Genomic DNA, 22652 nt, shown 5'->3' with positions numbered 1-22652 from the left:
AAACCTCTTTCTATTCATGTCAGCCCCCATACATCTATGAGGTGAAGGATATGGAATTAGTAGAAATTAGACAAGAGCTTGAAAATATGGCTAGCAGGCTAGCTGATTTTAGGGGGTCTCTTTGACTTAGAAACAAAAGAGGCCAAAATCGCAGAGCTTGAAGCGACGATGTCAGAGGCTGATTTTTGGAATGATCAGCAAAAAGCTCAAGGCGTTATTAATGAAGCCAATGCACTGAAGGATTCTGTGAATTCCTATCATGAGCTCAGTGAATCGCATGAAGAGCTGCAAATGACGCATGACTTATTAAAGGAAGATTATGACGATGAGCTTCATGCAGAGCTTGAAAAAGAGCTGAGGAACTTAACGAAGCAGTTTAACGAATTTGAGCTACAGCTTCTTTTAAGCGAACCTTATGATAAAAACAATGCCATTCTGGAGCTTCACCCAGGTGCAGGCGGTACTGAATCACAGGACTGGGGTTCTATGCTTCTGCGAATGTACACTCGCTGGGCAGAGCGCAGAGGCTTTAAGGTCGAAACGCTTGATTACCTTCCAGGTGATGAAGCAGGAATTAAGTCTGTGACTTTGCTCATCAAAGGGCATAACGCATACGGTTACTTAAAAGCTGAAAAAGGTGTCCATCGTTTGGTTCGTATTTCTCCTTTTGATTCTTCTGGCCGCAGACATACATCCTTCGTTTCCTGTGATGTCATGCCGGAATTCAATGAAGAAATTGATATTGATATTCGGACAGAGGATATCAAGGTGGATACGTATCGTGCAAGTGGAGCTGGCGGGCAGCACGTCAATACGACGGACTCTGCCGTTCGTATCACACATATTCCAACGAATGTCGTCGTGACATGCCAAACAGAAAGATCACAAATTAAAAACAGAGAACGTGCGATGAAAATGCTGAAATCGAAACTTTATCAAAAACGGATCGAAGAACAGCAGGCAGAATTGGACGAAATCAGAGGAGAGCAGAAAGAAATTGGCTGGGGTAGCCAAATCCGCTCTTATGTATTCCACCCTTATTCTCTTGTGAAAGACCATCGAACCAATACGGAGATGGGAAATGTTCAAGCAGTGATGGATGGAGATTTAGATTCATTTATCGATGCGTACCTGCGTTCGAAATTATCATAAAAACTCGGCTTCTTGCCGGGTTTTTTTAATTGTGAGAAAATATAATGAATATAAAGGAATACATACGACATACTGATTCTATATCCTTTGTATGATGAAATTAGCAAATAAAGGGGGAAATATTTTGGGATTAACACCATTGCAAGAAACGTGGGATTTAGATGCCTTTTTTAAAGGAGGCAGTTCTTCACCAGAATTTAAGACATACCTGCAAAATATTCAGCAGCTATTAGATGAATTACGACAAAAGGTGAATGCCTTTTCAAAAGAAGATACACACGTTGAAAGCAAATTAACGTCTGTCCTTGACACGTATGAAACTACATATAAAAAATTATCTCAAGCAGGTTCATTTGTAACCTGCCTCCAAGCTCAAAATACGAAGGATATGAAAGCAGGCAGCCTTCGAGGTACGATTGCCAAGCTGGAAGCTGATTTAGGAACCATCCTTGCACTGTTTGATCAAGCGCTTGCTGCTATCCCAGCAAACAAGTGGGAAGAACTGATGAATTCAACCGCCTTTTCAGATGTCCGCTACATATTAAATGAGCGGAGAGACCGTGTGAAGGATCAATTACCTGTTGAACAAGAAACGCTGATTCAAAAGCTGGCTGTAGATGGGTACCATGCGTGGGATGAGCTTTATTCCAGCTTAGTGAATAAAATTACCATTCCGTTTGAACAGCATGGAGAAACACAGATGATCTCTGTAGGCCAAGCGGAAAATGCGATGGATGATTCAGATCGTGAAGTCAGAAAGGCTGTTTACCACAACCTAGAGCATGCATGGACGCAGGATGAACATTTATTTGCTAGTACGCTCAATCACCTTGCTGGCTTTCGTTTGCAAGTGTATGAAGCAAGAGGCTGGGAGCACATTTTAAAAGAGCCGCTTGAAATTTGCCGTATGAAACAAGAAACCCTTGATGCAATGTGGTCTGTGATTGATGAACATAAGCAGCCATTCATTGATTATTTACACCGAAAAGCTGACATGCTTGGAGTTGATAAGCTGAGCTGGTTCGATGTTGGGGCTCCTATCGGGAGTGAGACCAAAATCTATCCTTATCAAGAAGCAGCTGCTTTTATTGTGAAACATTTCGCTGGATTTGGAGAAGAGCTCGCTGCTTTTACAGAAAAAGCCTTTAATGAACGCTGGGTAGAAGCTGAGGACCGTCCAAACAAACGGGTAGGCGGCTTTTGTACAAATTTCCCTGACAGCGGAGAATCACGTATTTTTATGACTTTCTCAGGAAGTCCATCCAATGTGGCGACACTAGCACATGAGCTTGGTCATTCGTTCCATCAGGAAGTGATGCAGGATGTTCGCATTCTGAATCGCAAATACGCAATGAATGTAGCTGAAACAGCGTCGACCTTTGCAGAAATGATTGTAGCTGATGCTTCATTAAAAGAAGCGGCAAATGAAGAGGAGCGTCTCAGCCTGTTAGAGGATAAGCTGCAGCGCAGTGTAGCATTCTTCATGAACATTCAATCTCGTTTCTTATTTGAACAGCGCTTTTATGAAGAGCGTAAAAAAGGAGAAGTGCCGGCTGATCGGTTGAATGAATTGATGGTCGAAGCGCAGAAGGAAGCGTTCGGTGACTCATTAGATGAATACCATCCGCATTTCTGGGCGTCTAAGCTGCATTTTCATATCACGAATGTTCCATTTTATAATTTCCCATACACCTTTGGATACATGTTCTCGTTAGGAATTTATGCAAAAGCATTGCAGGCTGGTACATCGTTTGAGGAGAAATACATTGCATTATTAAAAGATACTGCTTCAATGACAGTAGAAGATTTAGCCAAAAAGCATCTAGGCGTTGACCTTACCCAAAAAGCATTTTGGGAAGAAGCCATTCGTTTGGCTGTAGCAGATGCTGAAGAATTTTTAGAAGTGACAAAAAAATAATAATGAAAAGCTCCCATTACGGGAGCTTTCAGACTGTTGACAAAGGGCTAAAATGATCTTTATTTTAGCTCTTTGTCTTCTTTTCAGCGTGATAGAAAACCTTTGAAGTCTAGGAAGGACGAGCATTGGCGCGGAGCGAATTGAACATTCGTGAGCACCAACGCGCAGGACTGACAAAGAATGCGAGGGTTTGTCTACACGCTGAAGCTCCCATTACGGGAGCTTTTTTGCTGGCTTCAACCAGTCAAGCATTGTCTGAATGAGATCATTTTGCTGCGACAGGGCTGGAATGTCCGCAGGCTGATCACCTTTTTGTTTGCCGTACATGCCAAACTGCGCATGATTCCCGCCTTTTATTTCATGATAAACGGTTTGAGACGGCAGATTTGCTTTCGATTTCTTGATTTTCTCTTGTGTGGCCAGCCCATCCTTTTCACCTGAAATAGAAAGGACTTTCAATGAAGATTGTTTCAGGTCATCTGATGCTGGATAAGATGCTAGGAAAAAGAGTCCATCGAGCTTGCTCTGATTTTTTTCTGCAAACATAGCGGCAGCTGCCCCGCCAAGTGAATGTCCGCCAATATACCAGTGTTTGATCGTTTGATGATCTTTGATGATGTCCTGCGCTTTGTTTGGATTGAAGATCGCAAAGGAAAATGGCATGTCAGGGATAAAGACAGAGTAGCCCTTTTTCATCAGCGTATCCCCAATATAGGCATACGCAAGTGGTTCCACCTTTGCCCCAGGATAGAGAATGATGCCAGTATCACTTTTTGATGCTTCAAATGTATAAACATCGTTTTTATGTTCCACTTGCTCCATGTTCACCTGTTTTTTTAATGCTTCTGATGGTCCGTATGTAAAGCGGCTCCATGTATAGAAAGCACCAAAAGCTAAGATGATCAGTGCAAGTAATGTCATACCTGTTATCTTCAGTATTTTCTTCATCGCATGCCCCTTCTTTCTCATGTACATATTAAATATACCATCATTTACTCCTATGCCAACCGGCAAGTGCGCTGATCCGTCTGTGTGATAAAGTATTAATCCATTAGCACTGCATTTGGCTGTTATTTACAATCGTTTTAAGAGGGCTTAAAATAGGTGTGCATTCAGAAGTAACGGAGGAAGAAAGACATGAAGCAGGGACATTCACAATTTTGGATCGAAGTGAAAAATTATTTGTTCATTTTAATCGGATCAGCCATCGTGGCGATTGGATTTAATACGTTATTATTACCAAATCAGATCGCAGCAGGCGGTGTGAGCGGCATTAGTACCATTATGCAGTCATTCGGCTTTGAAGCGGCTTATGTGCAATGGGGGCTCAATATTCCATTGTTTATCGCTGGCTTTTATTTATTAGGCGGTACATTTGGGGTGAAAACACTCGTTGGCTCAATTTTTTTACCTTTCATGGTGTTTGTCACAAGACATATTGCACCTGTCACACATGAAGCACTGCTGGCGGCTATTTTTGGCGGTGTGGTCATTGGGATCGGAATAGGACTCGTGTTCCTTGGGAATGGATCAACGGGTGGAACGGCACTCGCTGCCAAAATCATCAATAAGTACACAGGACTCACGCTAGGCACCTGTTTAGCGATGATGGATGGCTTGATTGTTCTGGCTGCGATGACGGTCTTTGGAATTGAAGAGGGGCTGTACGCGGTCATTGGTGTGTTTATTTCTAGTAAAACGATTGATGTGGTACAGGCTGGCTTCAGTCATTCAAAAATGGCAATGATCATTACAGGGCATGAAGATGAGGTCAGACAGGCGGTTTTTGATCAAATTGACCGTGGTGTGACGAAGATCTCAGCAGTTGGAGGATATACCGATCATGACCGCCCGATTTTGATGTGTGTCGTTGGGCAGTCACAATTCACAAAGTTGAAACAAGTGGTGAAAGCAATCGATGCATCAGCATTTGTCATCGTGATGGATGCAAAAGAGGTGCTTGGTGAGGGTTTTAAAAGGGCATAAACAAGGATATAATAGCGTTGACCAAATGATTGTAAGGGAGGGAAATAGATGAAAAAAAGCGGATTAACGATGCTATTTGCAGCGATGCTTCTTGTTCTCGCGGCTTGTGGAGGAAATTCAAGCAGCAGTGACAAAGAAGGCAGCAAAAGTGCTTCATCTGTGAGCAGTGGTGAGGAGATCTATCAGCAAAACTGTATTGGCTGTCATGGGAAAGACCTATCTGGCGGAGGCGGACCAAGCCTGAAAGAAGTAGGGAAGAAATATAATGAAAGCCAAATCGCAGATATTGCGCAAAATGGTAAAGGCTCTATGCCAAGCGGTATGGTAGATGAGAAACAAGCAAAAGAAGTAGCAAAATGGCTTGCAGAGAAAAAATAAAACCTTTGTCTAATCGACAAGGTTTTTTTATATGTAGAAAAAGACTTTTGGATAGTATGAAAACGCATTATATTAAATTTTATTTAAAAAATAAGGGTATAAAGGCACGTTTTTCGATTTTGATTGTTCTATTTACCTTTTATTTATAAGTTTTGAAATATAAATGTAATACCATTGCGTCGATTCATGACGTATAATTGGAGTTGTTGAAATTTAGACGATTCAATTTTTTCATCTTTTTGGATGAAAAGGACATAAATTGTTAGTAAGTATCGAAGGGTATGTGCGTGACCATACATAACGTTTTTTGACGAGAAGTGTCAAAACATCATGATAAGCTGTTAGTCAGCGAATAAGAAAAGATTAGGTGATTACATGATTCAAATGAAGGAAGTCTACAAGATCTATCCTAATGGCGTAAAGGCGATCAATGGAATCAATGTCTCTATCCATCCAGGAGAGTTTGTGTATGTTGTTGGTCCCAGTGGTGCTGGTAAATCCACTTTCATCAAAATGATGTATCGTGAAGAGAAGCCAACCAAAGGGCAAATCTTAATTAATAACAAAGATTTAGGATCAATGAAGGAAAAAGAAATTCCTTACGTAAGAAGAGAAATTGGCGTAGTATTCCAAGATTTCAAGCTGCTTCCAACTCTTACTGTGTTTGAGAACGTGGCATTTGCTCTTGAAGTGATTGGTGAACAGCCTCATATCATTAAGAAAAAAGTGCTTGATGTTCTCGATCTGGTTCAGCTAAAGCACAGAGCGCGTCAATTTCCTGACCAGCTGTCCGGCGGTGAACAGCAGCGTGTGTCTATTGCCCGCTCGATTGTCAATAGCCCTGAGGTCGTCATTGCAGATGAGCCGACAGGAAACCTTGATCCTGACACTTCTTGGGAAATCATGAAGACGCTCGAAGAGATTAATAACCGCGGAACAACAGTGGTTATGGCGACACACAACAAAGAAATTGTAAACACCATGAAGAAACGCGTCATCGCAATCGAAGATGGAATGATTGTGCGTGACGAAGCAAGAGGGGAGTACGGAATTTATGATTAAAACTCTCTCGCGGCATTTACGTGAGAGCTTCCGTTCACTTGGAAGAAACACGTGGATGACATTTGCATCAATTAGTGCGGTTACTGTCACATTGATTTTAGTTGGGGTTTTCCTTGTGATTATGCTCAACTTGAATAACATGGCATCGAACGCTGAAAAAGAAGTAGAAGTAAAAGTATTAATCGAATTAACGGCGAATCAAAAGCAGCAGGATGAATTAAAAGCAGAAATTGAAAAGATTCCTGAAATCAGTGATGTGAAGTACTCATCTAAGGATGACGAACTGAAAGCACTGATTAAAAGCTTTGGAGAAAATGGACAATCCATGGGGCTTGTTGATCAAGAAAATCCATTAAACGATGCGTTTATTGTGAAAACAACAGATCCCCACGATACACCAAAAGTAGCGAAGAAATTAGAAAAACTAAAGGGTACATATAAAGTAACCTATGGAAAAGAAGAGGTCAGCCGACTCTTTAATGTAGTCGGAGTAGCGCGTAATGTCGGTATTGTGCTCATTATCGGGCTGTTATTTACAGCTATGTTCTTAATCTCCAATACGATCAAAATTACGATTTTTGCTAGACGTAAAGAAATTGAGATTATGAAGCTGGTAGGTGCAACGAACTGGTTTATCCGCTGGCCATTCTTCATTGAAGGATTATTGCTTGGTGTATTTGGTTCCATTATACCAATTGCCCTATTGCTTGGCACGTATCAATATGCAGTAGGCTGGGTCGCACCGAGAGTACAAGGTTCATTTATTTCAATGCTTCCATACAACCCGTTTGTCTATCAAGTATCACTGATCCTGCTAGTGATCGGTGCAATCATTGGTGTATGGGGAAGCTTAACGTCTATCCGTAAATTCTTAAAAGTATAAATATATTTTGATGGCAGCATTCGAGGATTCTATAGAAGATGTGACCGGTTGATCTGATTCATCCGGTCGGCTCTTCATGTCGACAGTTGTCATGGGAGGGGAATATCGTTTTGAAAAGAAAGCTGATGATGGCTGGAATGGCAGCGTTTATTGGAACAACGTGGCTATACATTCCAGGGAACGAGAATCGTGCATTCGCATACGAAGACCTAGATCAAAAACGTCAACAAATCGAAGAGAAAACATCGAAGACTGAATCAAGCTTGAATAAGAAGAAGTCAGAGCTGGAAAAGCTTGAAAAGAAAGAATCAAAGCTCAAGAAAGAAATTGAACAAATTGACCAAAAGGTAAGTACTGCAACTGAAAAAGTCGCTGAAAAAGAGAAAGAAGTTAAAAAAACGAAGCAAGAGATCAAGAAGCTAAAAAAAGACATTCAAGTCATCAATGAGCGAATTGAAAAAAGAAAAGCCATTTTCAAAGACCGAATTCGTTCAATGCAAAAAAGCGGCGGTACGATCAACTATTTAGATGTGCTGCTAGGTGCTCGCAGCTTTAGTGATTTTGTCGGTCGTGTTGGGGCTGTCACAACGATTGTCGAAGCAGACAAAGACATGATTACAGAACATGAAAATGATTTAAAGCTGGTGGAGCAAAAAGAAGCAGAGCTAAATAATCAGCTAAGCGGACTTGAAACATCTCTGAAAGAGCTAGAAGCACTGAAAAAAGATTTATCTAAGAAGCACAAAGAAAAAGAACACATTTTAGGTGATGTGACAGATAAAAAAAATCATGCACATGATGAACTAGGCAAGCTTGAGAATGAACAAGAAATCCTTGCGAATCAAAAAGCGGCAGTGAAATCTGAGGAAGCACACCGACAAAAGGAAGAAGCGGAGAAAGCAAAACAAGCAGCTGAAAAAAATGCACCTGCACCTCACAGCGGCGGCTCAGATCAAGTATCTGATACACCAGCAAGCAGCTCAGGCTTTATTAAACCAGCTGCAGGGCGTTTCTCATCTGGTTTTGGCGGACGTTCTGGCGGAAACCACTTCGGATTAGATATTGCAGCAAAGGGCACAGTTCCTGTCTATGCAGCAGCATCTGGAACCGTCACAAACTCAAGCTACTCATCGAGCTATGGAAATGTTGTGTTCATTACGCACAATATCAATGGACAGACGTATCAAACTGTATATGCCCATCTGTCTACAAGAAGTGTGTCAACAGGACAGAGAGTCGAACAAGGACAATTCCTTGGCTATATGGGAAATACCGGACAATCGCATGGTCAGCATCTTCACTTTGAAATTCATAAAGGATTATGGAATGGCGCAAAATCAAATGCAGTCAATCCAGCGCAATATATCCGCTAATCAAAAAGCCGATAACATCATGTTATCGGCTTTTTTGGTCTAGATAGAATTAAAACAGCAGCAGTAATCCGGCAATAATAGGTGTTAACAGAACAGCTGATTTCAATAAGAGCTTCGGCGCAAGGCGTGTGAATTTCGCACCGATAAATGCGCCTAATACGGTTCCAATTAATATTTGGATCAGCAAGATGAAATCAACATAGCCCTCTGAAATATACCCAACTCCACCGCCGATGGAAATCGGAATAATGACAAGCATGGTCGTGCCAACGGCTTGCCTAATCGACAGCTTCAGTAAAATCAAAAGCCCTACTTGAATGAATGGTGCAGACCCGATACCAAACATGCCTGACAGCATACCAGACACAAGGCCTAAAATAATGCCTCTTGTCATCAGCTGACGTGAAGAAAGCGGCTGCTGTTCAGCCTCTTCATTAAGAACAAATAGTTTGATCATCATAAAAACAGCCGATAAAAAAAGCATTCCTGCTGTTAAATAGTGCAGACTCTCTTCTGGAATAAAAGGAGCAACCTTAGCCCCAGCAAAAGAAGCGATACAAGCAAGAGCTCCGACAATCAAACCAGATTTCAGCTGAATGTTCCCTTCCCGGTAGTGGCTGTATGCACCTGATAGTGTCGTAAATGCCATAGCGGCTAATGAAGTCCCGAGTGCGGTATGGATAGGGATATCAAAAATTAATGTAAGCAATGCGATGACGAATCCCGCCCCGCCTGCTCCTACAAAACCTAATAAAATTCCTAATAAAAGCATCGTCAAGATAATATACATAGCGAAGACTCCTTCTCAATCATAACAAAATAAAAATTACACCTAATAAAATGATTCGTCAAGCCTTCACGGGAGAATGTCTTTACATGAAATCCCTTCTTCTGGCATATAATAACTCAGGTCATCAGGAAGAGTTGAAGAAGGAGGCCAAATATGAAAAAACAAATCGCATCTATTATGGCAAGTGTCGTTCTCTTAATAAGTGCAGGAGTGATGACGCATAAAGAGGGAACTCATGCGGAGTCAACGCAAGCAGCCGCTGCAATGGCTGGACAAGCTCAATCAAGTGATAAGGCGAAAGAGAATGGGATGGAAAAGATCGAGAAAGCCTATGACCTTATTTCAAATGAATATGTAGAGGAAGTGGATCGGCAAAAGCTGCTTGAAGGCGCGATCCAAGGAATGCTTTCGACGTTAAACGATCCGTATTCAGTATACATGGACAAGCAGACCGCAAAGCAATTTTCTGATTCGCTTGATTCTTCCTTTGAGGGAATTGGGGCAGAAGTGGGGATGGATGAAGGAAAGATCATTATCGTCTCCGCCTTTAAAAAATCCCCTGCGGCAAAAGCAGGTCTAAAGCCAAAAGATGAGGTCATCAGCATTGACGGTGAGCCGATGAAAGAAAAAAGCTTAAACGATGCTGTACTGAAAATAAGAGGAAAAAAAGGGACGTCTGTCGCCTTAACAATCAAACGAAACGGGATTGAAAAAGAGCTGACGTTCCATATCAAACGAGAAGAAATCCCGCTTGAAACAGTGACTTCCTCTGTAAAAGAGGTCAATGGTCATAAAACAGGCTATATTGCGATCTCCAGCTTCTCTGAAGATACGGCGAAGGATTTCACGTCAAGCCTGAAACAGCTCGAGAAAAAGGGCATAGAAGGCCTTGTACTGGATGTGAGAGGAAACCCTGGCGGCTATCTGCAAAGTGTGGAAGATATTTTGAAACATTTTATTACGAAGGATCAGCCCTATATTCAAATCGCAGAACGGAATGGCGATCGGAAACGATATTTTTCAAAACTGAAAGAACAAAAGCCTTACCCAGTCAACGTCTTAATTGATAAAGGCAGTGCTTCCGCTTCGGAAATACTTGCTGGAGCCATGAAAGAAGCTGGAAAGTATGAAGTTGTCGGTGATGTCTCCTTTGGAAAAGGAACTGTGCAGCAGGCGGTTCCGATGGGAGATGGAAGTAATATTAAATTAACGCTGTATAAATGGCTCACGCCAAAAGGCAATTGGATTCACAAAAAAGGCGTCGTACCGACAATTGCAATTCATCAGCCGGATTACTTTACCGCAGGTCCGCTTCAGCTGAAAGAACCGCTTCAGCTTGATATGAACAATGAAGAAGTGAGACAAGCGCAGACGCTGTTAAAGGGATTGTCATTTGACCCTGGCAGAGTAGATGGATACTTTGATGAAGAAACGAAAAAGGCTGTACTTGCCTTCCAAAGCACATACAATCTCGATAAATCAGGTGTCATTGATTTGAAAACAGCGGAAATGATGAACAAAATGGTGGATGAAGTGAAATCTTACGAAAAAAATGACCTTCAATTACAGACTGCACTAAAAGCACTATATCTTAAAAAATAAAGAGGCGAATAATAGCCTCTTTTTTTTGGTTCATAAGTGTCATGAACATGTAATAATTTATGATTAAAAATAAATTATATCGAGAAATATATTCATTTATTTTACAAAAAACATAACATTCCTTCAATTTTACCCGATAACATATGTATATAAGAGACTTTCTGTTGATTTAAACATGTCATGAAAATGAAACTTTTGAAAGTTGTATGTTACATAAATAATTCTTACAATAAAAAGTAGCACTCATTTTAAATATTTTATTTTTTGCGGATATTCAGCTTGAGCATTAAGCTGTACCGAGGTTTGCGCTTTTCTTAAAAGAACTAGTAAATGGGGGTACACAATTGAAAAGGGCAAGTATTGTGAGAGAGAAAAAATATTACGAGTTGGTAGAGGAACTTAAGAGTCGTACGAAAGATGTGACGTTTTCCGCTACAAAGGCATTAAGTCTGCTCATGCTGTTAAGCAGGTACTTGGTCAATTACACAACGGTAGAATCAGTCGACGAAATCGATGAAGACTGTGCTGAGATATACTTCAATTATTTAATGGATAATCATAAGAGACTTGGTATAAACTTAACCGACATCAAGAGGTCGATGCAGCTGCTCGGCGGCATACTAGATGTAGATGTCAATCACTACTTAAAAGATTTTTCACTGTCGAATGTCACACTTTGGATGAATCAGGAGAAATAAACCTGATGTCAAGCATCGATTTATTTGATAGAATAAGAGAAAATGCTTGACTTGGGCGGTGAACGATAATGAGCTCGGAGTGGATGGGAGCCGGATTAAAAGCGGTCGGTCTGTTTTTAATCCATCCTCTTTTTTATTTCATGATATTAATCAGCCTATTGCATGGCTACATCCGCGTAAAGCGGGAGAGAAAAGCGTTTCAAACAAGAATAGAAGATGTATACGATGAACTTAAATTTACATATTCAAAGGGATGGATTCTAGGGATTTGCCTATCCGTTATTTCAGTAGGCTTAGGGATTGCCCTCCCCCCTGGATTCATCGTGCTGATTGCAGCGATGACCATCGTTTTCTCTTTATTCTTTAAGGCGAGTGCGCTTTCGTCTGCATACACACTCGGTTTCAGTTTTATTGCGGCACTTGGACTGATGCATTTCCAAGTGAGTCATTCTTGGCTGCCGCAGCTCTCAATGATGAATGCATCAGCCGTTGTCATTCTGCTAGGACTTCTATTAATGACCGAGGGAATTCTAGCCTATCGAACGGCGCATTTACGTACATCGCCTGCTATGGTGATGAGTGCGAGAGGACTTTTAATTGGTCAGCAGCGGGCAAACCGTCTGTGGCTTTTACCGCTTGTTTTGCTGATGCCGGCAGGTGAATTCACTTCTTCTCTGCCATGGTGGCCGGTGCTTCAAGTGCATGATCAAAGCTTTTCATTTATTTTGATTCCATATATCATCGGATTCGGTCAGAGAATTCAAGGCTCACTGCCAATTGTTAGTATTCAAATTACAGCGCGGCGTATTCTTATGCTCGGACTCGCTGTCGCCTTATTAGGTGCTGCAAGTATTTGGTTTGAACCGATTGCTTGGGGAGCTGTATTGATTGCGGTGATAGGAAGAGCCTTTCTCTCATGGAAGCAGAGGGTCAATGACAATGCTGCCCCGTTCTACTTCTCTAAGCGTAATCAAGGGCTGATGGTGCTGGGGATTATTCCGAATACACCAGCGGCTGATTTAAAGCTTGAGATCGGAGAAGTCATCACAAAAGTGAATGGAATTGAAGTCAAAACCGTTTCGGAATTTTATGAAGCCCTTCAAACCAATCGTGCTCTAACAAAGCTCGAGATTATTGGCTTAAATGGTCAGACAAGATTTGAGAAACGTGCTTCTTACGAAGGGGAGCATCATCAGCTTGGCATCCTGTTTGTGAAGGATGATCCACAGCAAGAACCAACGGCAATTTCATCTTAAAAAAAAGCTGCTAGAGATGGCAGCTTTTTTCTTTTGGGCGCGCTTCTTTCCCGTAGGATTCGCCCCAATCACGCATAGCGAAAATGATAGGCTTTAATGTATTTCCGAGAGAAGTGAGGGAATATTCGACACGAGGGGGGACCTCCTCATAGACTTCTCTATGGACAACGCCGTCTTGTTCAAGCTCACGCAATTGCAGTGTGAGGACACGCTGAGAAATTCTTGGCAGTAGCCGGCGCAATTCATTGTAGCGTTTTGGTCCGCAAGTCAAATGATAAAGGATCACTCCTTTCCATTTCCCTCCGATGACACTTGTCGTCACTGAAACGGGACAGCCATGATTGACAATACTGACTGGGTTGGATGGTGCACTCATCTTAACACGCCTTTCTAAGATAAATTTGGTGATACACGAACAAGATGGTAACTAACGAACAAAAATGTGCGTACTTGAATCACTCGAAGCTTTTCTTATACCATAGAGATATCACATCACACATTCGGGCTGTTGTTTTTTTATCATAACAATTTCTATATGGGAATGGAAAGAAATTGGATTGATGAAACACACACCCTAATTGGTTAATAGAAAGGATGAAGACAATGCGAGACAAAGAGCAATTAAAAAAAGAAATCATTGAGGCGTATGAGTTCCGCCATGCGACAAAAGAGTTTGATCCAACGAAAAAAATACCAGAGGATGATTTTTCATTTATTTTAGAAACAGGAAGACTTTCCCCAAGCTCTGTAGGGTTTGAGCCTTGGAAGTTCCTCGTTGTTCAAAATGAAGCATTGAGAGAAAAATTAAAAGAGTATACATGGGGAGCGCAAAAGCAGCTTCCTACTGCCAGCCATTTTGTGATCATCTTGGCAAGAACAGACGCCCGTTATGATTCAGCATATGCAGAATATATCAACAAGCAAATCAAAGGAATGTCAGACGAAACGTTCGAGATGGTGAAGGGACGCTATCAAGAATTCCAAGAGAATGATCTTCATTTGTTAGATAATGAACGCACGCTCTTTGATTGGGCTTCAAAACAAACGTATATTGCCCTTGGAAACATGATGACAGCCGCTGCACAAATTGGCATTGATTCATGCCCAGTTGAAGGATTCAGCTACGATGAGATTCATCGCATTCTAGATGAAGAAGGGCTGCTTGAGGATGGTCAGTATGATATTTCTGTCATGGCAGCCTTTGGTTATCGTGTGACTGAGCCGAAGCGCGGCAAAACGCGCCGTCCGATGGATGAAGTCGCTGTTTGGATTCGTTAAAAGAGAATGTCTGAAAAAGGATGTTGACAATTGCGTGGTTAGTCAGTATATTTAAAAAATAAAATCTTTGATGAATATACAAATTGACTATAAACGCTTTGACTTGAGAATAGTAGATGAACATCCGTTTTTTTAAGAGAGCTGCGGGTTGGTGCAACGCAGTAAAACGAATCATTGAACTCGCTCAAAGAGCGGTAAGACTGAATGAATAGTAAGTCTTTACGTGTGACCTCCGTTAACGGGTTTTAAGTTGGATTTAGCTATGGCTGAATCAATTAGAGTGGTAACGCGGTTGCAAGGTCAGTCGTCTCTTCAAGGAGATGACTGGCCTTTTTATATGCTTTTATCCTATATTTGTCTGAAGATTCAAATTTAAAGGAGCTATAGAAAATGGAAAAGGAACATGTGCAGTTAAAACGAACAATGACGTCAAGGCATATTATGATGCTCGCACTTGGCGGAGCAATTGGTGCTGGTCTGTTTAAAGGAAGCAGCTCTGCAATTGATATCGCAGGTCCTGCTGTCATTTTGGCATATATGATTGGTGGTCTTATTTTATTATTTATTATGCAAGGACTTGCCGAAATGACGGTTGCACGACCTGGCGCAAGAACATTCCGTGATTTAATTGAACCGGTGTTAGGCAAATATCCGGCTTATTTCTTAGACTGGATATACTGGAAAATGTGGGTGCTGAACATTGCAGCAGAAGCAATCGTATCTGCGATCTTTATTCAGTACTGGTTCCCACAAGTGCCGATTTGGATACTTGTGTTAATCATTTCACTTGTTGTGACATTGATCAATGTTTGTTCTGTTAAAATGTTTGCTGAGACAGAGTACTGGTTAGCTTCTATTAAAATTGCTGTCATTCTTTTATTTATTATCATTGGGTTAACCATGTTGTTTGTCTCATTTGGTCAGCATGCAGCACCGGGATTATCCAACTTAACCGACCACGGAGGATTTTTCCCGAATGGAACAGGCGGCTTAATTGCGGCCATGCTTGTGGTGGTGTATTCATATGGCGGGACTGAAATGATCGGGGTCACATTAGCAGAAACAAAAAACCCTGAAAAAGTCATCCCAAAGGCCATTCAAAGTACATTTGTACGAATCATCGGCTTCTATGTACTGCCGTTCTTCATCATCGTCAGCTTGATTCCTTGGAATCAAGTAAACAATGAGCAAGTGAGTCCCTTCGTCACCGTGTTTGCAACGATAGGCGTGCCATATGCAAGTGACATCATGAACGGTATCATTTTACTAGCGATCTTGTCTTCTATGAACTCTGGGCTGTACGCATCCTCAAGGGTACTTTATACGCAAGCGATGGATGGGCGTGTATGGAAGGGTTTCTCAAAGTTATCAAAACAGCAGGTGCCTGTTAGAGCGATCCTAGTGTGTACATCTACATTGTATGCCGCTGTATTGATTTCTCTTTTTGTAGGAAGTCAAACCTTTAATTATTTAATGGGATCTTTAAGCTATACGGTCTTATTCATTTGGTTTATTATTGCTGTCGGTCATTTAAAATCTCGAAGTGTAGCAGAACCAGGAGGATATCGCGTGAAGCTGTATCCTTTCACAACATGGTTTTCTGTGATTGCGATCATTGCCATTTTCATCGGCGTTGTGTCAACAACTCCAATTGTCCAAACGATGGTCACAATGGGCATTTATCTGATTATTACTCTTTCTTTCTTCATCAACAGAAAGCGGTTTGAAACAGCCGCTTAATACAAAAAGCGTGCGGGACCTTTAAAGAGGTCTCACACGCTTTTTTAATGCTGTTTGTATTGCTTGAAATGAACAGGGGGTTGAACAGGATGTGGCTTTGACTGAAGCCCGTAACTCTCTCTTACGATGTAAAGTGGTCGATCTTTTGCCTCGTCGTAGATTCGGCCGATGTATTCCCCAATCATTCCCAGCATAAAGAGGATGATGCCGCTAAAGAACAGCTGTATGACAATTAATGAACTCCATCCTGTAATGGTGCTGTTTGTAAAAAGCTTTAAGTAAAGTACAAGAAACATTGAAATGAATCCGATAGCGGAAAGGGCAATTCCTGCTATACTCGCTAGCTTCAAAGGTTTATAGGAAAAGGAAGTGATTCCATCCATCGAGAGCTTGAGCATCTTTTTGAGCGGGTATTTTGTTTCTCCTGCTAGACGTTCATCTCGAACGTACTCTACTGCAATTTGTTTGAAACCTACCCAGCTGACTAGGCCGCGAACAAATGGATTTTTTTCTCGTATTTTTCTCATTTCATGGCACACTCTACGATCCATTAACCTGAAGTCACCGGTGTCGATTGGGATATCTACTTCGGTGATTTGACGTAAAACGCGATAGAAAAGGGAAGCGGTTTGCTTTTTGAAAAAAGTTTCGCCTTTTCGTTTGATGCGCACGGCGTATACGACTTCATAGCCTTCTTTCCATTTTGCGATCATCTCTAATATCAATTCAGGCGGATCTTGCAGGTCTGCATCTATCACGATGACCGCTTCTCCCTTTGCATAATCCATCCCAGCTGTAATGGCAATTTGGTGTCCGAAGTTACGCGAGAAATCAATGAGTCTTACATTCGGATCGTTTTGGGAATACCCTTTAATTAGTTCAGCTGTTCGATCCATACTACCGTCATTGACGAAGAGAAGCTCGTATGCTTCTCCCGTCGAATCCATGACTGTTTTCAGTCGCTGATAGGATTCGTGGATCACAAGTTCTTCATTATAGACTGGGACTACAATCGAATATCGTATGTTCTTTTCCATCAGTCATCCTTCCTCCCTTTTAATAGATGAATTAATCAACGGATAGTTCATAAAGAGTGCCGCTCTCCATTCCGCCCATTCGTCCATTTGACTGATCATTTTGTTCTGATTGTTGGCTGTCTGTTTGCTGGTTCGTTTTGGATGTAGAGCTGTTCTGCCATTTAGAAGCAGATACTTCTTTACCATTTTTTTGAATCCAAGTGAGAATGTCAGAGCTGCCGCCTCTCATACCAGAAAGATAGAAGTATTTGATTTTGCCGTCTTTGACGAGCTGTTTGAATTCACTAAGCGTGAGAATGTTATCAGATCCACTAAATCCACCTAATGCCATAACAGCTTTTCCTGTTTTAATAATGTAAGGTGAAGCAGTGGTTGCATCTGTTGTTCCGAATAGGAATTCTTCTCCCGTATTGTTTTTCTCAAGATAGCTGATCAACTTTTCATTGACTTGTGAACTCATGCTGCCACTTGAAGTTGCAAGCTGAGGACCAGCCTCTGGAAGCATACTGTTTCCCCCATAAAGAAGAGGTGTGCTTGCCCAGTAAAGTGGTGCAATCAGCATGCCAAGGATGGCGATGAGAGACACGAATTGTTTTAGTTTTTCTTTTCCTTTTATCAAAAGCAGAGAAAGGATTGTTCCAACACCAATGATACCGACTGCAATGCTTAGTCCAAGACCGATCGTGCTTGTAAAAGTAGATAGGATAAAGATTTCAAATGCTGTTGTGACGAATATCGCAATTGGAAGCAGCCATTTTTTAAACCCAATTCCTGTTTGGAACAATTGTGTCATAGAAACCCATCCGGCTCCTGCTAATACAGCAATTGGCGGTGCCAGCATGATCAAATAATAATGATGGAAAAATCCTGCTACACTGAAAAATGCAGCTACAGGAATAAGCCATGCTAACCAAAATAGTGTTTCTTTTTGTTTTGTATTGAGACGTCTTCTTTCAAAGGCAGTCGAGAAGAAGATACCAATCGCACCGAAGATTGCAAATGGAAGCAGCCAGCTGATTTGATCGGACAGTTCAGATTGGAACAGACGTAACGGTCCCTTGGTTCCTGTACCAAACATGCCGGAGCCATTTCCCATTTTTCCGCCCATGCCATTTGGCGGTCCATCACCATTACCGCCTGAAGGCATATCAGGTGGTGTTGTGCCGTTTGCATTGCTTGGTGGTCCTTGCATTGAAGGCTGTTTCTGACTGGATGATTGGTTTGAATTGTCTGAGTTGTTTTGATTTCCATGAGATGGCGGCTGAGGCATGGTGGATGGATCATTGTCATTTTGCTGATCACCCTGCTGTGAAGGCGGCTGTCCCTTACCCTGATTTGTGCCGCCTCCCCCGCCAGACTGTTGACCAGTCAACCGCTGAAGACCGTTGTAACCAAAGGCTAATTCTAGTGCTGAGTTCGATTGACTTGATCCCATATAAGGACGATTGTCTTTGGAAGTGAGATCAACCGCTATAGACCAAGAAGCAGATACACCTAAAAGAACAATCATTGAAATCATTAATGATAACAACTTTTTCTTCCATGTCGTTCGGTAGGCAATGATGTAAAAAAGAATGAGTGCTGGTACGATCATATAGGCTTGCAGCATTTTTGTATTAAAGCCGACGCCAATCATCGCAAACGAAGAAATTGCCCAAAGCACCTTTTGCTGTTTTACAGCCTTGAACATCATTCCTGTTGCTACTAAAAGTATAAAGACAAGTAAGCTGTCAATATTATTTGTGCGGGATACAGCAACCGCAATAGGTGTACACGCCATGATAAGTGCCGCTAATCTCGCCGCTGCTTGACCAAAAGTTGGTTTGACAAGACGGTAGATTAGATAAACAGATCCAATGCCTGCTAAAGCTTGAGGCAAGATGACGCTCCATCCATGCAGACCAAAAATTTTGGCACTGATCGTTTGCAGCCAGAAGGTGAGCGGGGGTTTATCCACCGTGACATACCCTGCTGGATCAAATGAAGCAAAGAAGAAATGATGCCAGCTTTGCATCATACTAGTGACAGCCGCAGTATAATACGCATTCACCGTATCATCTTCCCAAATGTTATAAATGTTTAAGATGGCAGATAAGATCAAAATGAAAAATAAATAAATATCAAATTTCTGAAAATGTCTGATCAAAAGCATGTCACTCCTTTTTCTTCACTTGAAAAAAGTGTAACAAGCAAATATGAATAAAATGTTAATAAAAAAAGACCATTTTTTTATCTTTTAGAAATAAAAACAGCTCTTGATGAAAAGAGCTGTTCAAGTTGTAGAAAATCCTATGGATACTGAATTTATTGATAAAGTAGTAATTCCAAATGATATTTTAAAATATGTGAGTAGCTATAGAGTAGGTGAGCTCTCATTGAATGGAGCATTGGGAAGTTGAATGATGGCTGTCGTACCAAAGCCAGGTTCAGATTGAATGTCGAATGTTCCATGATGTTTTTTAATGATTTGATAGACAATGGCTAGTCCAAGGCCAGAACCGCCATCCTTTCTTGTTCGTGCTTTATTTACACGATAAAATCGCTCGGAAACATGTGGGAGATCTTCTTTTGGAATACCGCTGCCTTCGTCGGTCACTTTCAATTCAGCAACACCTTGATGAACTTGTAATTCAATCGATATTAATTTTCCAGATGGCGTGTAATGAATGGCATTATCGAGTAAATTACGTATTACTTGTTGGAGACGGTCGCTATCACCATAAACAATACAATCCTCTTCAAGCGTTCGTTTGAAAGTAATGCTTTTTTTGTCAGCGATGAATGCCATTTGATCAAGAACATCGTGGATGAGCTGTGCAAAGACGATTGGCTCCATCGTAAGTGGATAAGAGTCACCTTCTAACTGTGCAAGATCTAAAAGGTCGTGCACAAGCCGGCTTAAACGTGTGGCCTCATCTTGGATGATTTGCATTCCCTTTTTTTGATCAATGATCCCTTCTTCAATTCCTTCTGCATAGCCTTTCATATAACTTAAAGGCGTTCTAAGTTCGTGAGAGACATTCGCAAGAAATTCCCTGCGGTGCTGTTCAACTTTTTCGAGGGTTGAAGATAGTTTATTAAAGGAGCGGCTGAGCTGGTTTAACTCATCTCCTTTTTTGGTTACGGCCATTCGTTTTGAGAAATCACCAGATTCCATTTCCATTGCAATTTCTTTCATTTTATTAATTGTCTGCACTACTTTATTGGAGCTCTTATATCCGATCACGAATATTAGGAGCAGAATCATTAAGATGGATATGCCAAGCGTCAATCTAATTTGGACAAAGGGTTCATATACATCTGATAAGGGCATGGAGAGGAAAATAGTTCCCGATAGATCATCATTGCTTGAGAAAACAGGGATGGCGATGCCAAGAATATCTTGGTGAAACTTTGGGTGTTCTCTAATTAACACGACGGTTTCACCTTGAAGGAGCTTCTGGCGTTCCTTGAACGTAATGAGATTATCATTTGTGTCCGTATCAAAAGGAAGACCACTTGAAAGCTCCATTGGATCATCTGTAAAAATAACGTTCGCCTGACTTGAGTCATTTGCCCACTTCATTCTGTCGGTAAAATACTTGTCTTTCCCGTGTGTGTGATAGATTTCTGCCAGCTTCTTACCTTGCAAACTTAAGGAATCGATCTGTTTATCAATATATAAATGCTGGTATAAGTAAAAGGTAAGGGCAAGCGCTGAGGCTGCAACGATTCCGATCACTGCAAGGATTAAGAAGAGTACTTTCTTTTTAATCGATAATGGCTTCATTCTTCTTCCTCAAACTTATAGCCGACACCCCAAACGGTTTTAATATATCGTTCTGCTTCCTTTAATTTCAGTCGCAGCGTTTTGATATGTGTATCGACAGTTCTTAAAGAGCCGCTCGTTGAATGTGATTCCCACAATTTTTGATAAAGGTGTTCTCGTGAAAACACTTGTCCTTGGTTGAGCAAAAGAAACATGAGTAAATCAAATTCTCTTCTTGTTAAATTAACGGGCTGTTGATGGAGGTAAACTTGTCTGCCATCTTGATCAATCTCCATGTCACCAATCTGTATTCGGCTGCGCTTTAGCGAAAGACCTCTAATTCGTCTCAGAGTGGTTTCGATTCTTGCTGCAAGCTCACGCAGACTGAAAGGCTTCATGATGTAGTCATCCGCTCCAATTTCAAGTCCTCTAATTCGGTCCTCTTCATAACTCCTCGCTGTTAAAAATAAAATCGGTATTTGAGATGTTTGTCGAATACGCTGACAGACTTCAAATCCATCCATGTCAGGCATCATGATATCTAATACAACAAGATCAACAGCTTCCTTTTCAAGCTGATGCAGGGCATCTTTTCCATTATTCGCAGTGATAATGTGAAAGCCATGTCTCTTTAAAAAAGACCCGATTAACTCAAGCATATCAAGCTCATCATCTACGATTAAAATACGCATTTGTTCCTTCATTTCTTTTCCTCCAACACGATAGCATAAGGTCCTGATGGGACATTCAGTTGATTTTTCATGATAAGTGAGTGTTTATCGATGATGGATACTGAGTTGTCATCCAAGTTACTCACATAAATTGATGTCTTATCAGCAGTGATATAATTCGGATTTTGACCAGTTTCAACAGAAGCAAGCTGTTTATTTGTTTTGGTATCTACTTTGTATAGCGTATGATCTCCATGACATAGTACATATAAAGTAGAAGAATTTTTCTCTGGAAAAAATGCAACAGGCATAACGCCTAGCTTTATTTCTTGCTGTTTTTTTCCAGTTTTAGGGTCATAAGCAAAAATACTCTTATTTAAGGTGCCTTGTTTACCGTGGCCGCCGATCCAAATGAACTGTCCATCAAAATGAATTCCAGAAGGCCGTTCAAGTACAGAAAACGTACGTATATTTTTTTCCTTTTCAATATCTATGACGGAGACAGTATGACTTTCTGCATTTAAAACAAATAAAATACCTGATGAAGAAAGAGTCATAGAAGAAGGTAATTTTCCAGTTTTCACAGTCGATTTTATTTTTTTGCGCTCCGTATCAATAAAATAAACGACATTTTTCTGTGAGTTAGCAGCGATTAATGTATGAGAAGCTGCATCATATGTAAGGGAAGTCAGTCCTTTATCCACATTCATATAATCTGTTGCTGTACCGTGTTTTAGATTAATTTCGATAAGGGATTCTCCCTCTTTACTTGTAGCGATGATGACGTCTTTATTGATTTGAATAAGATCAGTGAGTGGGTGTTTTAAATCCACAGAAGAGAGCATTTTATTTTTTTGTATATCAACTATTGAAAAGGAGGCTTTTTTTAATTGAGAGATGACAGCGATGGATTGAGAGCTGCCTGGCGGCGTAAATTGCTGTTCTTTTCCACAGCCTGTCAGGAATAAAAGTAGAGCTGATAAACAGATCAAAACATATTTCACACGTTCCATTCTTCCGCTCCTTTGCGTTCTCTATTTTCAAAATCATACCACAAAAATTGTGAAAAAAAATTGAAGT

Annotated in this window: 20 protein-coding genes and 1 other annotated feature; of the genes, 12 read left to right on the top strand and 8 right to left on the bottom strand. The window is 41.0% G+C overall.

Annotated elements, in window-relative coordinates:
* Positions 1 to 50: 50 nt before the first annotated feature.
* Positions 51 to 1152, top strand: a protein-coding gene (prfB, locus tag MHI23_RS16330) for a peptide chain release factor 2 (protein ID WP_111926806.1) whose coding sequence is annotated in 2 segments (ribosomal slippage) — positions 51 to 122 and positions 124 to 1152 — 1101 coding nt in all. Because the reading frame shifts where the segments join, the coding sequence is not laid out codon by codon here.
* A 124-nt stretch (positions 1153 to 1276) separates the two neighbouring features.
* Complete coding sequence (locus tag MHI23_RS16325) at positions 1277 to 3070, top strand: M3 family oligoendopeptidase (RefSeq protein ID WP_171464724.1); 1794 nt, start codon at positions 1277 to 1279, stop codon at positions 3068 to 3070.
* A gap of 213 nt (positions 3071 to 3283) precedes the next feature.
* On the opposite strand, the gene MHI23_RS16320 is transcribed toward MHI23_RS16325, so the two are convergent.
* The gene (locus MHI23_RS16320) at positions 3284 to 4018 is read right to left on the bottom strand and encodes an alpha/beta hydrolase (RefSeq protein WP_224426745.1); all 735 of its coding nucleotides are present in this window, start codon (positions 4016 to 4018) and stop codon (positions 3284 to 3286) included.
* A 189-nt stretch (positions 4019 to 4207) separates the two neighbouring features.
* Between MHI23_RS16320 and MHI23_RS16315 the strand changes: the two genes are divergently transcribed.
* The 5 genes from MHI23_RS16315 (at position 4208) to MHI23_RS16295 (ending at position 8752) form a co-directional block, all read left to right on the top strand.
* A complete protein-coding gene (locus tag MHI23_RS16315; protein ID WP_024426245.1) occupies positions 4208 to 5056 on the top strand; it encodes a YitT family protein in 849 nt (282 codons plus the stop codon).
* A gap of 48 nt (positions 5057 to 5104) precedes the next feature.
* The gene (cccB, locus tag MHI23_RS16310) at positions 5105 to 5434 is read left to right on the top strand and encodes a cytochrome c551 (RefSeq protein ID WP_024423602.1); all 330 of its coding nucleotides are present in this window, start codon (positions 5105 to 5107) and stop codon (positions 5432 to 5434) included.
* A gap of 375 nt (positions 5435 to 5809) precedes the next feature.
* The gene (gene ftsE, locus MHI23_RS16305; protein WP_024423601.1) at positions 5810 to 6496 is read left to right on the top strand and encodes a cell division ATP-binding protein FtsE; all 687 of its coding nucleotides are present in this window, start codon (positions 5810 to 5812) and stop codon (positions 6494 to 6496) included.
* The gene (ftsX, locus tag MHI23_RS16300) at positions 6489 to 7379 is read left to right on the top strand and encodes a permease-like cell division protein FtsX (RefSeq protein WP_024423600.1); all 891 of its coding nucleotides are present in this window, start codon (positions 6489 to 6491) and stop codon (positions 7377 to 7379) included. Before ftsE ends, ftsX begins: the two co-directional genes overlap by 8 nt.
* A gap of 110 nt (positions 7380 to 7489) precedes the next feature.
* Positions 7490 to 8752 (top strand): peptidoglycan DD-metalloendopeptidase family protein, encoded by a 1263-nt coding sequence (locus MHI23_RS16295; RefSeq protein ID WP_342492099.1) that lies wholly within the window; start codon positions 7490 to 7492, stop codon positions 8750 to 8752.
* A 49-nt stretch (positions 8753 to 8801) separates the two neighbouring features.
* Here the strand turns inward: MHI23_RS16295 and MHI23_RS16290 are convergent, their stop codons facing one another.
* Entirely contained in the window at positions 8802 to 9542 is a 741-nt protein-coding gene (locus MHI23_RS16290) for a sulfite exporter TauE/SafE family protein (protein ID WP_176967175.1), read from the bottom strand.
* Positions 9543 to 9695: 153 nt separating this feature from the next.
* Here MHI23_RS16290 and MHI23_RS16285 point away from each other — a divergent pair, with 153 nt between their 5' ends.
* The 3 genes from MHI23_RS16285 (at position 9696) to MHI23_RS16275 (ending at position 13098) form a co-directional block, all read left to right on the top strand.
* Positions 9696 to 11144 (top strand): S41 family peptidase, encoded by a 1449-nt coding sequence (locus MHI23_RS16285; protein WP_034623765.1) that lies wholly within the window; start codon positions 9696 to 9698, stop codon positions 11142 to 11144.
* Positions 11145 to 11488: 344 nt separating this feature from the next.
* Complete coding sequence (locus MHI23_RS16280) at positions 11489 to 11842, top strand: swarming motility protein SwrAA (protein WP_007500014.1); 354 nt, start codon at positions 11489 to 11491, stop codon at positions 11840 to 11842.
* Positions 11843 to 11910: 68 nt separating this feature from the next.
* Positions 11911 to 13098: a PDZ domain-containing protein gene (locus MHI23_RS16275; protein WP_024426241.1), complete on the top strand. Its 1188-nt coding sequence runs from the start codon at positions 11911 to 11913 to the stop codon at positions 13096 to 13098.
* 10 nt (positions 13099 to 13108) lie between these two features.
* Here the strand turns inward: MHI23_RS16275 and MHI23_RS16270 are convergent, their stop codons facing one another.
* A complete protein-coding gene (locus MHI23_RS16270; RefSeq protein ID WP_024426240.1) occupies positions 13109 to 13474 on the bottom strand; it encodes a winged helix-turn-helix transcriptional regulator in 366 nt (121 codons plus the stop codon).
* 227 nt (positions 13475 to 13701) lie between these two features.
* On the opposite strand from MHI23_RS16270, the gene MHI23_RS16265 reads away from it, so the two are divergent.
* Positions 13702 to 14376, top strand: coding sequence for an NAD(P)H-dependent oxidoreductase (locus MHI23_RS16265; RefSeq protein WP_125585979.1), 675 nt, complete (start codon positions 13702 to 13704; stop codon positions 14374 to 14376).
* 89 nt (positions 14377 to 14465) lie between these two features.
* Positions 14466 to 14691, top strand: a binding site (T-box leader).
* 75 nt (positions 14692 to 14766) lie between these two features.
* Positions 14767 to 16116 carry an amino acid permease gene (locus tag MHI23_RS16260; RefSeq protein ID WP_041107974.1) on the top strand — a complete coding sequence of 450 codons (1350 nt, stop codon included), beginning with the start codon at positions 14767 to 14769 and terminating at the stop codon, positions 16114 to 16116.
* Between the two features lie 44 nt (positions 16117 to 16160).
* Here MHI23_RS16260 and MHI23_RS16255 read toward each other — a convergent pair whose 3' ends face one another.
* The 5 genes from MHI23_RS16255 to MHI23_RS16235 form a co-directional block, all read right to left on the bottom strand.
* Positions 16161 to 17153, bottom strand: a complete 993-nt coding sequence (locus MHI23_RS16255; protein ID WP_034623770.1) for a glycosyltransferase family 2 protein — start codon at positions 17151 to 17153, stop codon at positions 16161 to 16163.
* Positions 17154 to 17184: 31 nt separating this feature from the next.
* Positions 17185 to 19299 (bottom strand): glycosyltransferase family 39 protein, encoded by a 2115-nt coding sequence (locus MHI23_RS16250; RefSeq protein ID WP_268422794.1) that lies wholly within the window; start codon positions 19297 to 19299, stop codon positions 17185 to 17187.
* 207 nt (positions 19300 to 19506) lie between these two features.
* The gene (locus MHI23_RS16245; protein ID WP_125585983.1) at positions 19507 to 20922 is read right to left on the bottom strand and encodes a HAMP domain-containing sensor histidine kinase; all 1416 of its coding nucleotides are present in this window, start codon (positions 20920 to 20922) and stop codon (positions 19507 to 19509) included.
* Positions 20919 to 21605: a response regulator transcription factor gene (locus MHI23_RS16240; protein WP_024426235.1), complete on the bottom strand. Its 687-nt coding sequence runs from the start codon at positions 21603 to 21605 to the stop codon at positions 20919 to 20921. The genes MHI23_RS16245 and MHI23_RS16240 overlap by 4 nt, the downstream gene beginning before the upstream one ends.
* Positions 21602 to 22585 carry a hypothetical protein gene (locus MHI23_RS16235; protein ID WP_056765693.1) on the bottom strand — a complete coding sequence of 328 codons (984 nt, stop codon included), beginning with the start codon at positions 22583 to 22585 and terminating at the stop codon, positions 21602 to 21604. The genes MHI23_RS16240 and MHI23_RS16235 overlap by 4 nt, the downstream gene beginning before the upstream one ends.
* Between the last annotated feature and the right edge of the window lie 67 nt (positions 22586 to 22652).

This window comes from Bacillus sp. FSL M7-0003, from assembly GCF_038628485.1.
GTDB classification, from domain to species: Bacteria; Bacillota; Bacilli; order Bacillales; family Bacillaceae; genus Bacillus; species Bacillus safensis.
The sequence above is the reverse complement of the archived record's forward strand: the minus strand, read 5'-3'. Positions and strand labels throughout refer to the sequence as shown.

What these genes read in the sequence shown, in the direction of transcription:
- MHI23_RS16315 (WP_024426245.1), top strand. Translation starts at nt 4,208, where the DNA reads ATGAAGCAGGGACATTCACAATTTTGGATCGAAGTGAAAAATTATTTG.
- cccB (WP_024423602.1), top strand. Translation starts at nt 5,105, where the DNA reads ATGAAAAAAAGCGGATTAACGATGCTATTTGCAGCGATGCTTCTTGTT.
- ftsX (WP_024423600.1), top strand. Translation starts at nt 6,489, where the DNA reads ATGATTAAAACTCTCTCGCGGCATTTACGTGAGAGCTTCCGTTCACTT.
- MHI23_RS16240 (WP_024426235.1), bottom strand. Translation starts at nt 21,605, where the DNA reads ATGAAGGAACAAATGCGTATTTTAATCGTAGATGATGAGCTTGATATG.
- MHI23_RS16260 (WP_041107974.1), top strand. Translation starts at nt 14,767, where the DNA reads ATGGAAAAGGAACATGTGCAGTTAAAACGAACAATGACGTCAAGGCAT.
- MHI23_RS16235 (WP_056765693.1), bottom strand. Translation starts at nt 22,585, where the DNA reads ATGGAACGTGTGAAATATGTTTTGATCTGTTTATCAGCTCTACTTTTA.
- MHI23_RS16320 (WP_224426745.1), bottom strand. Translation starts at nt 4,018, where the DNA reads ATGAAGAAAATACTGAAGATAACAGGTATGACATTACTTGCACTGATC.
- MHI23_RS16290 (WP_176967175.1), bottom strand. Translation starts at nt 9,542, where the DNA reads ATGTATATTATCTTGACGATGCTTTTATTAGGAATTTTATTAGGTTTT.
- MHI23_RS16270 (WP_024426240.1), bottom strand. Translation starts at nt 13,474, where the DNA reads ATGAGTGCACCATCCAACCCAGTCAGTATTGTCAATCATGGCTGTCCC.
- ftsE (WP_024423601.1), top strand. Translation starts at nt 5,810, where the DNA reads ATGATTCAAATGAAGGAAGTCTACAAGATCTATCCTAATGGCGTAAAG.
- MHI23_RS16255 (WP_034623770.1), bottom strand. Translation starts at nt 17,153, where the DNA reads ATGGAAAAGAACATACGATATTCGATTGTAGTCCCAGTCTATAATGAA.
- MHI23_RS16245 (WP_125585983.1), bottom strand. Translation starts at nt 20,922, where the DNA reads ATGAAGCCATTATCGATTAAAAAGAAAGTACTCTTCTTAATCCTTGCA.
- MHI23_RS16265 (WP_125585979.1), top strand. Translation starts at nt 13,702, where the DNA reads ATGCGAGACAAAGAGCAATTAAAAAAAGAAATCATTGAGGCGTATGAG.
- MHI23_RS16285 (WP_034623765.1), top strand. Translation starts at nt 9,696, where the DNA reads ATGAAAAAACAAATCGCATCTATTATGGCAAGTGTCGTTCTCTTAATA.
- MHI23_RS16275 (WP_024426241.1), top strand. Translation starts at nt 11,911, where the DNA reads ATGAGCTCGGAGTGGATGGGAGCCGGATTAAAAGCGGTCGGTCTGTTT.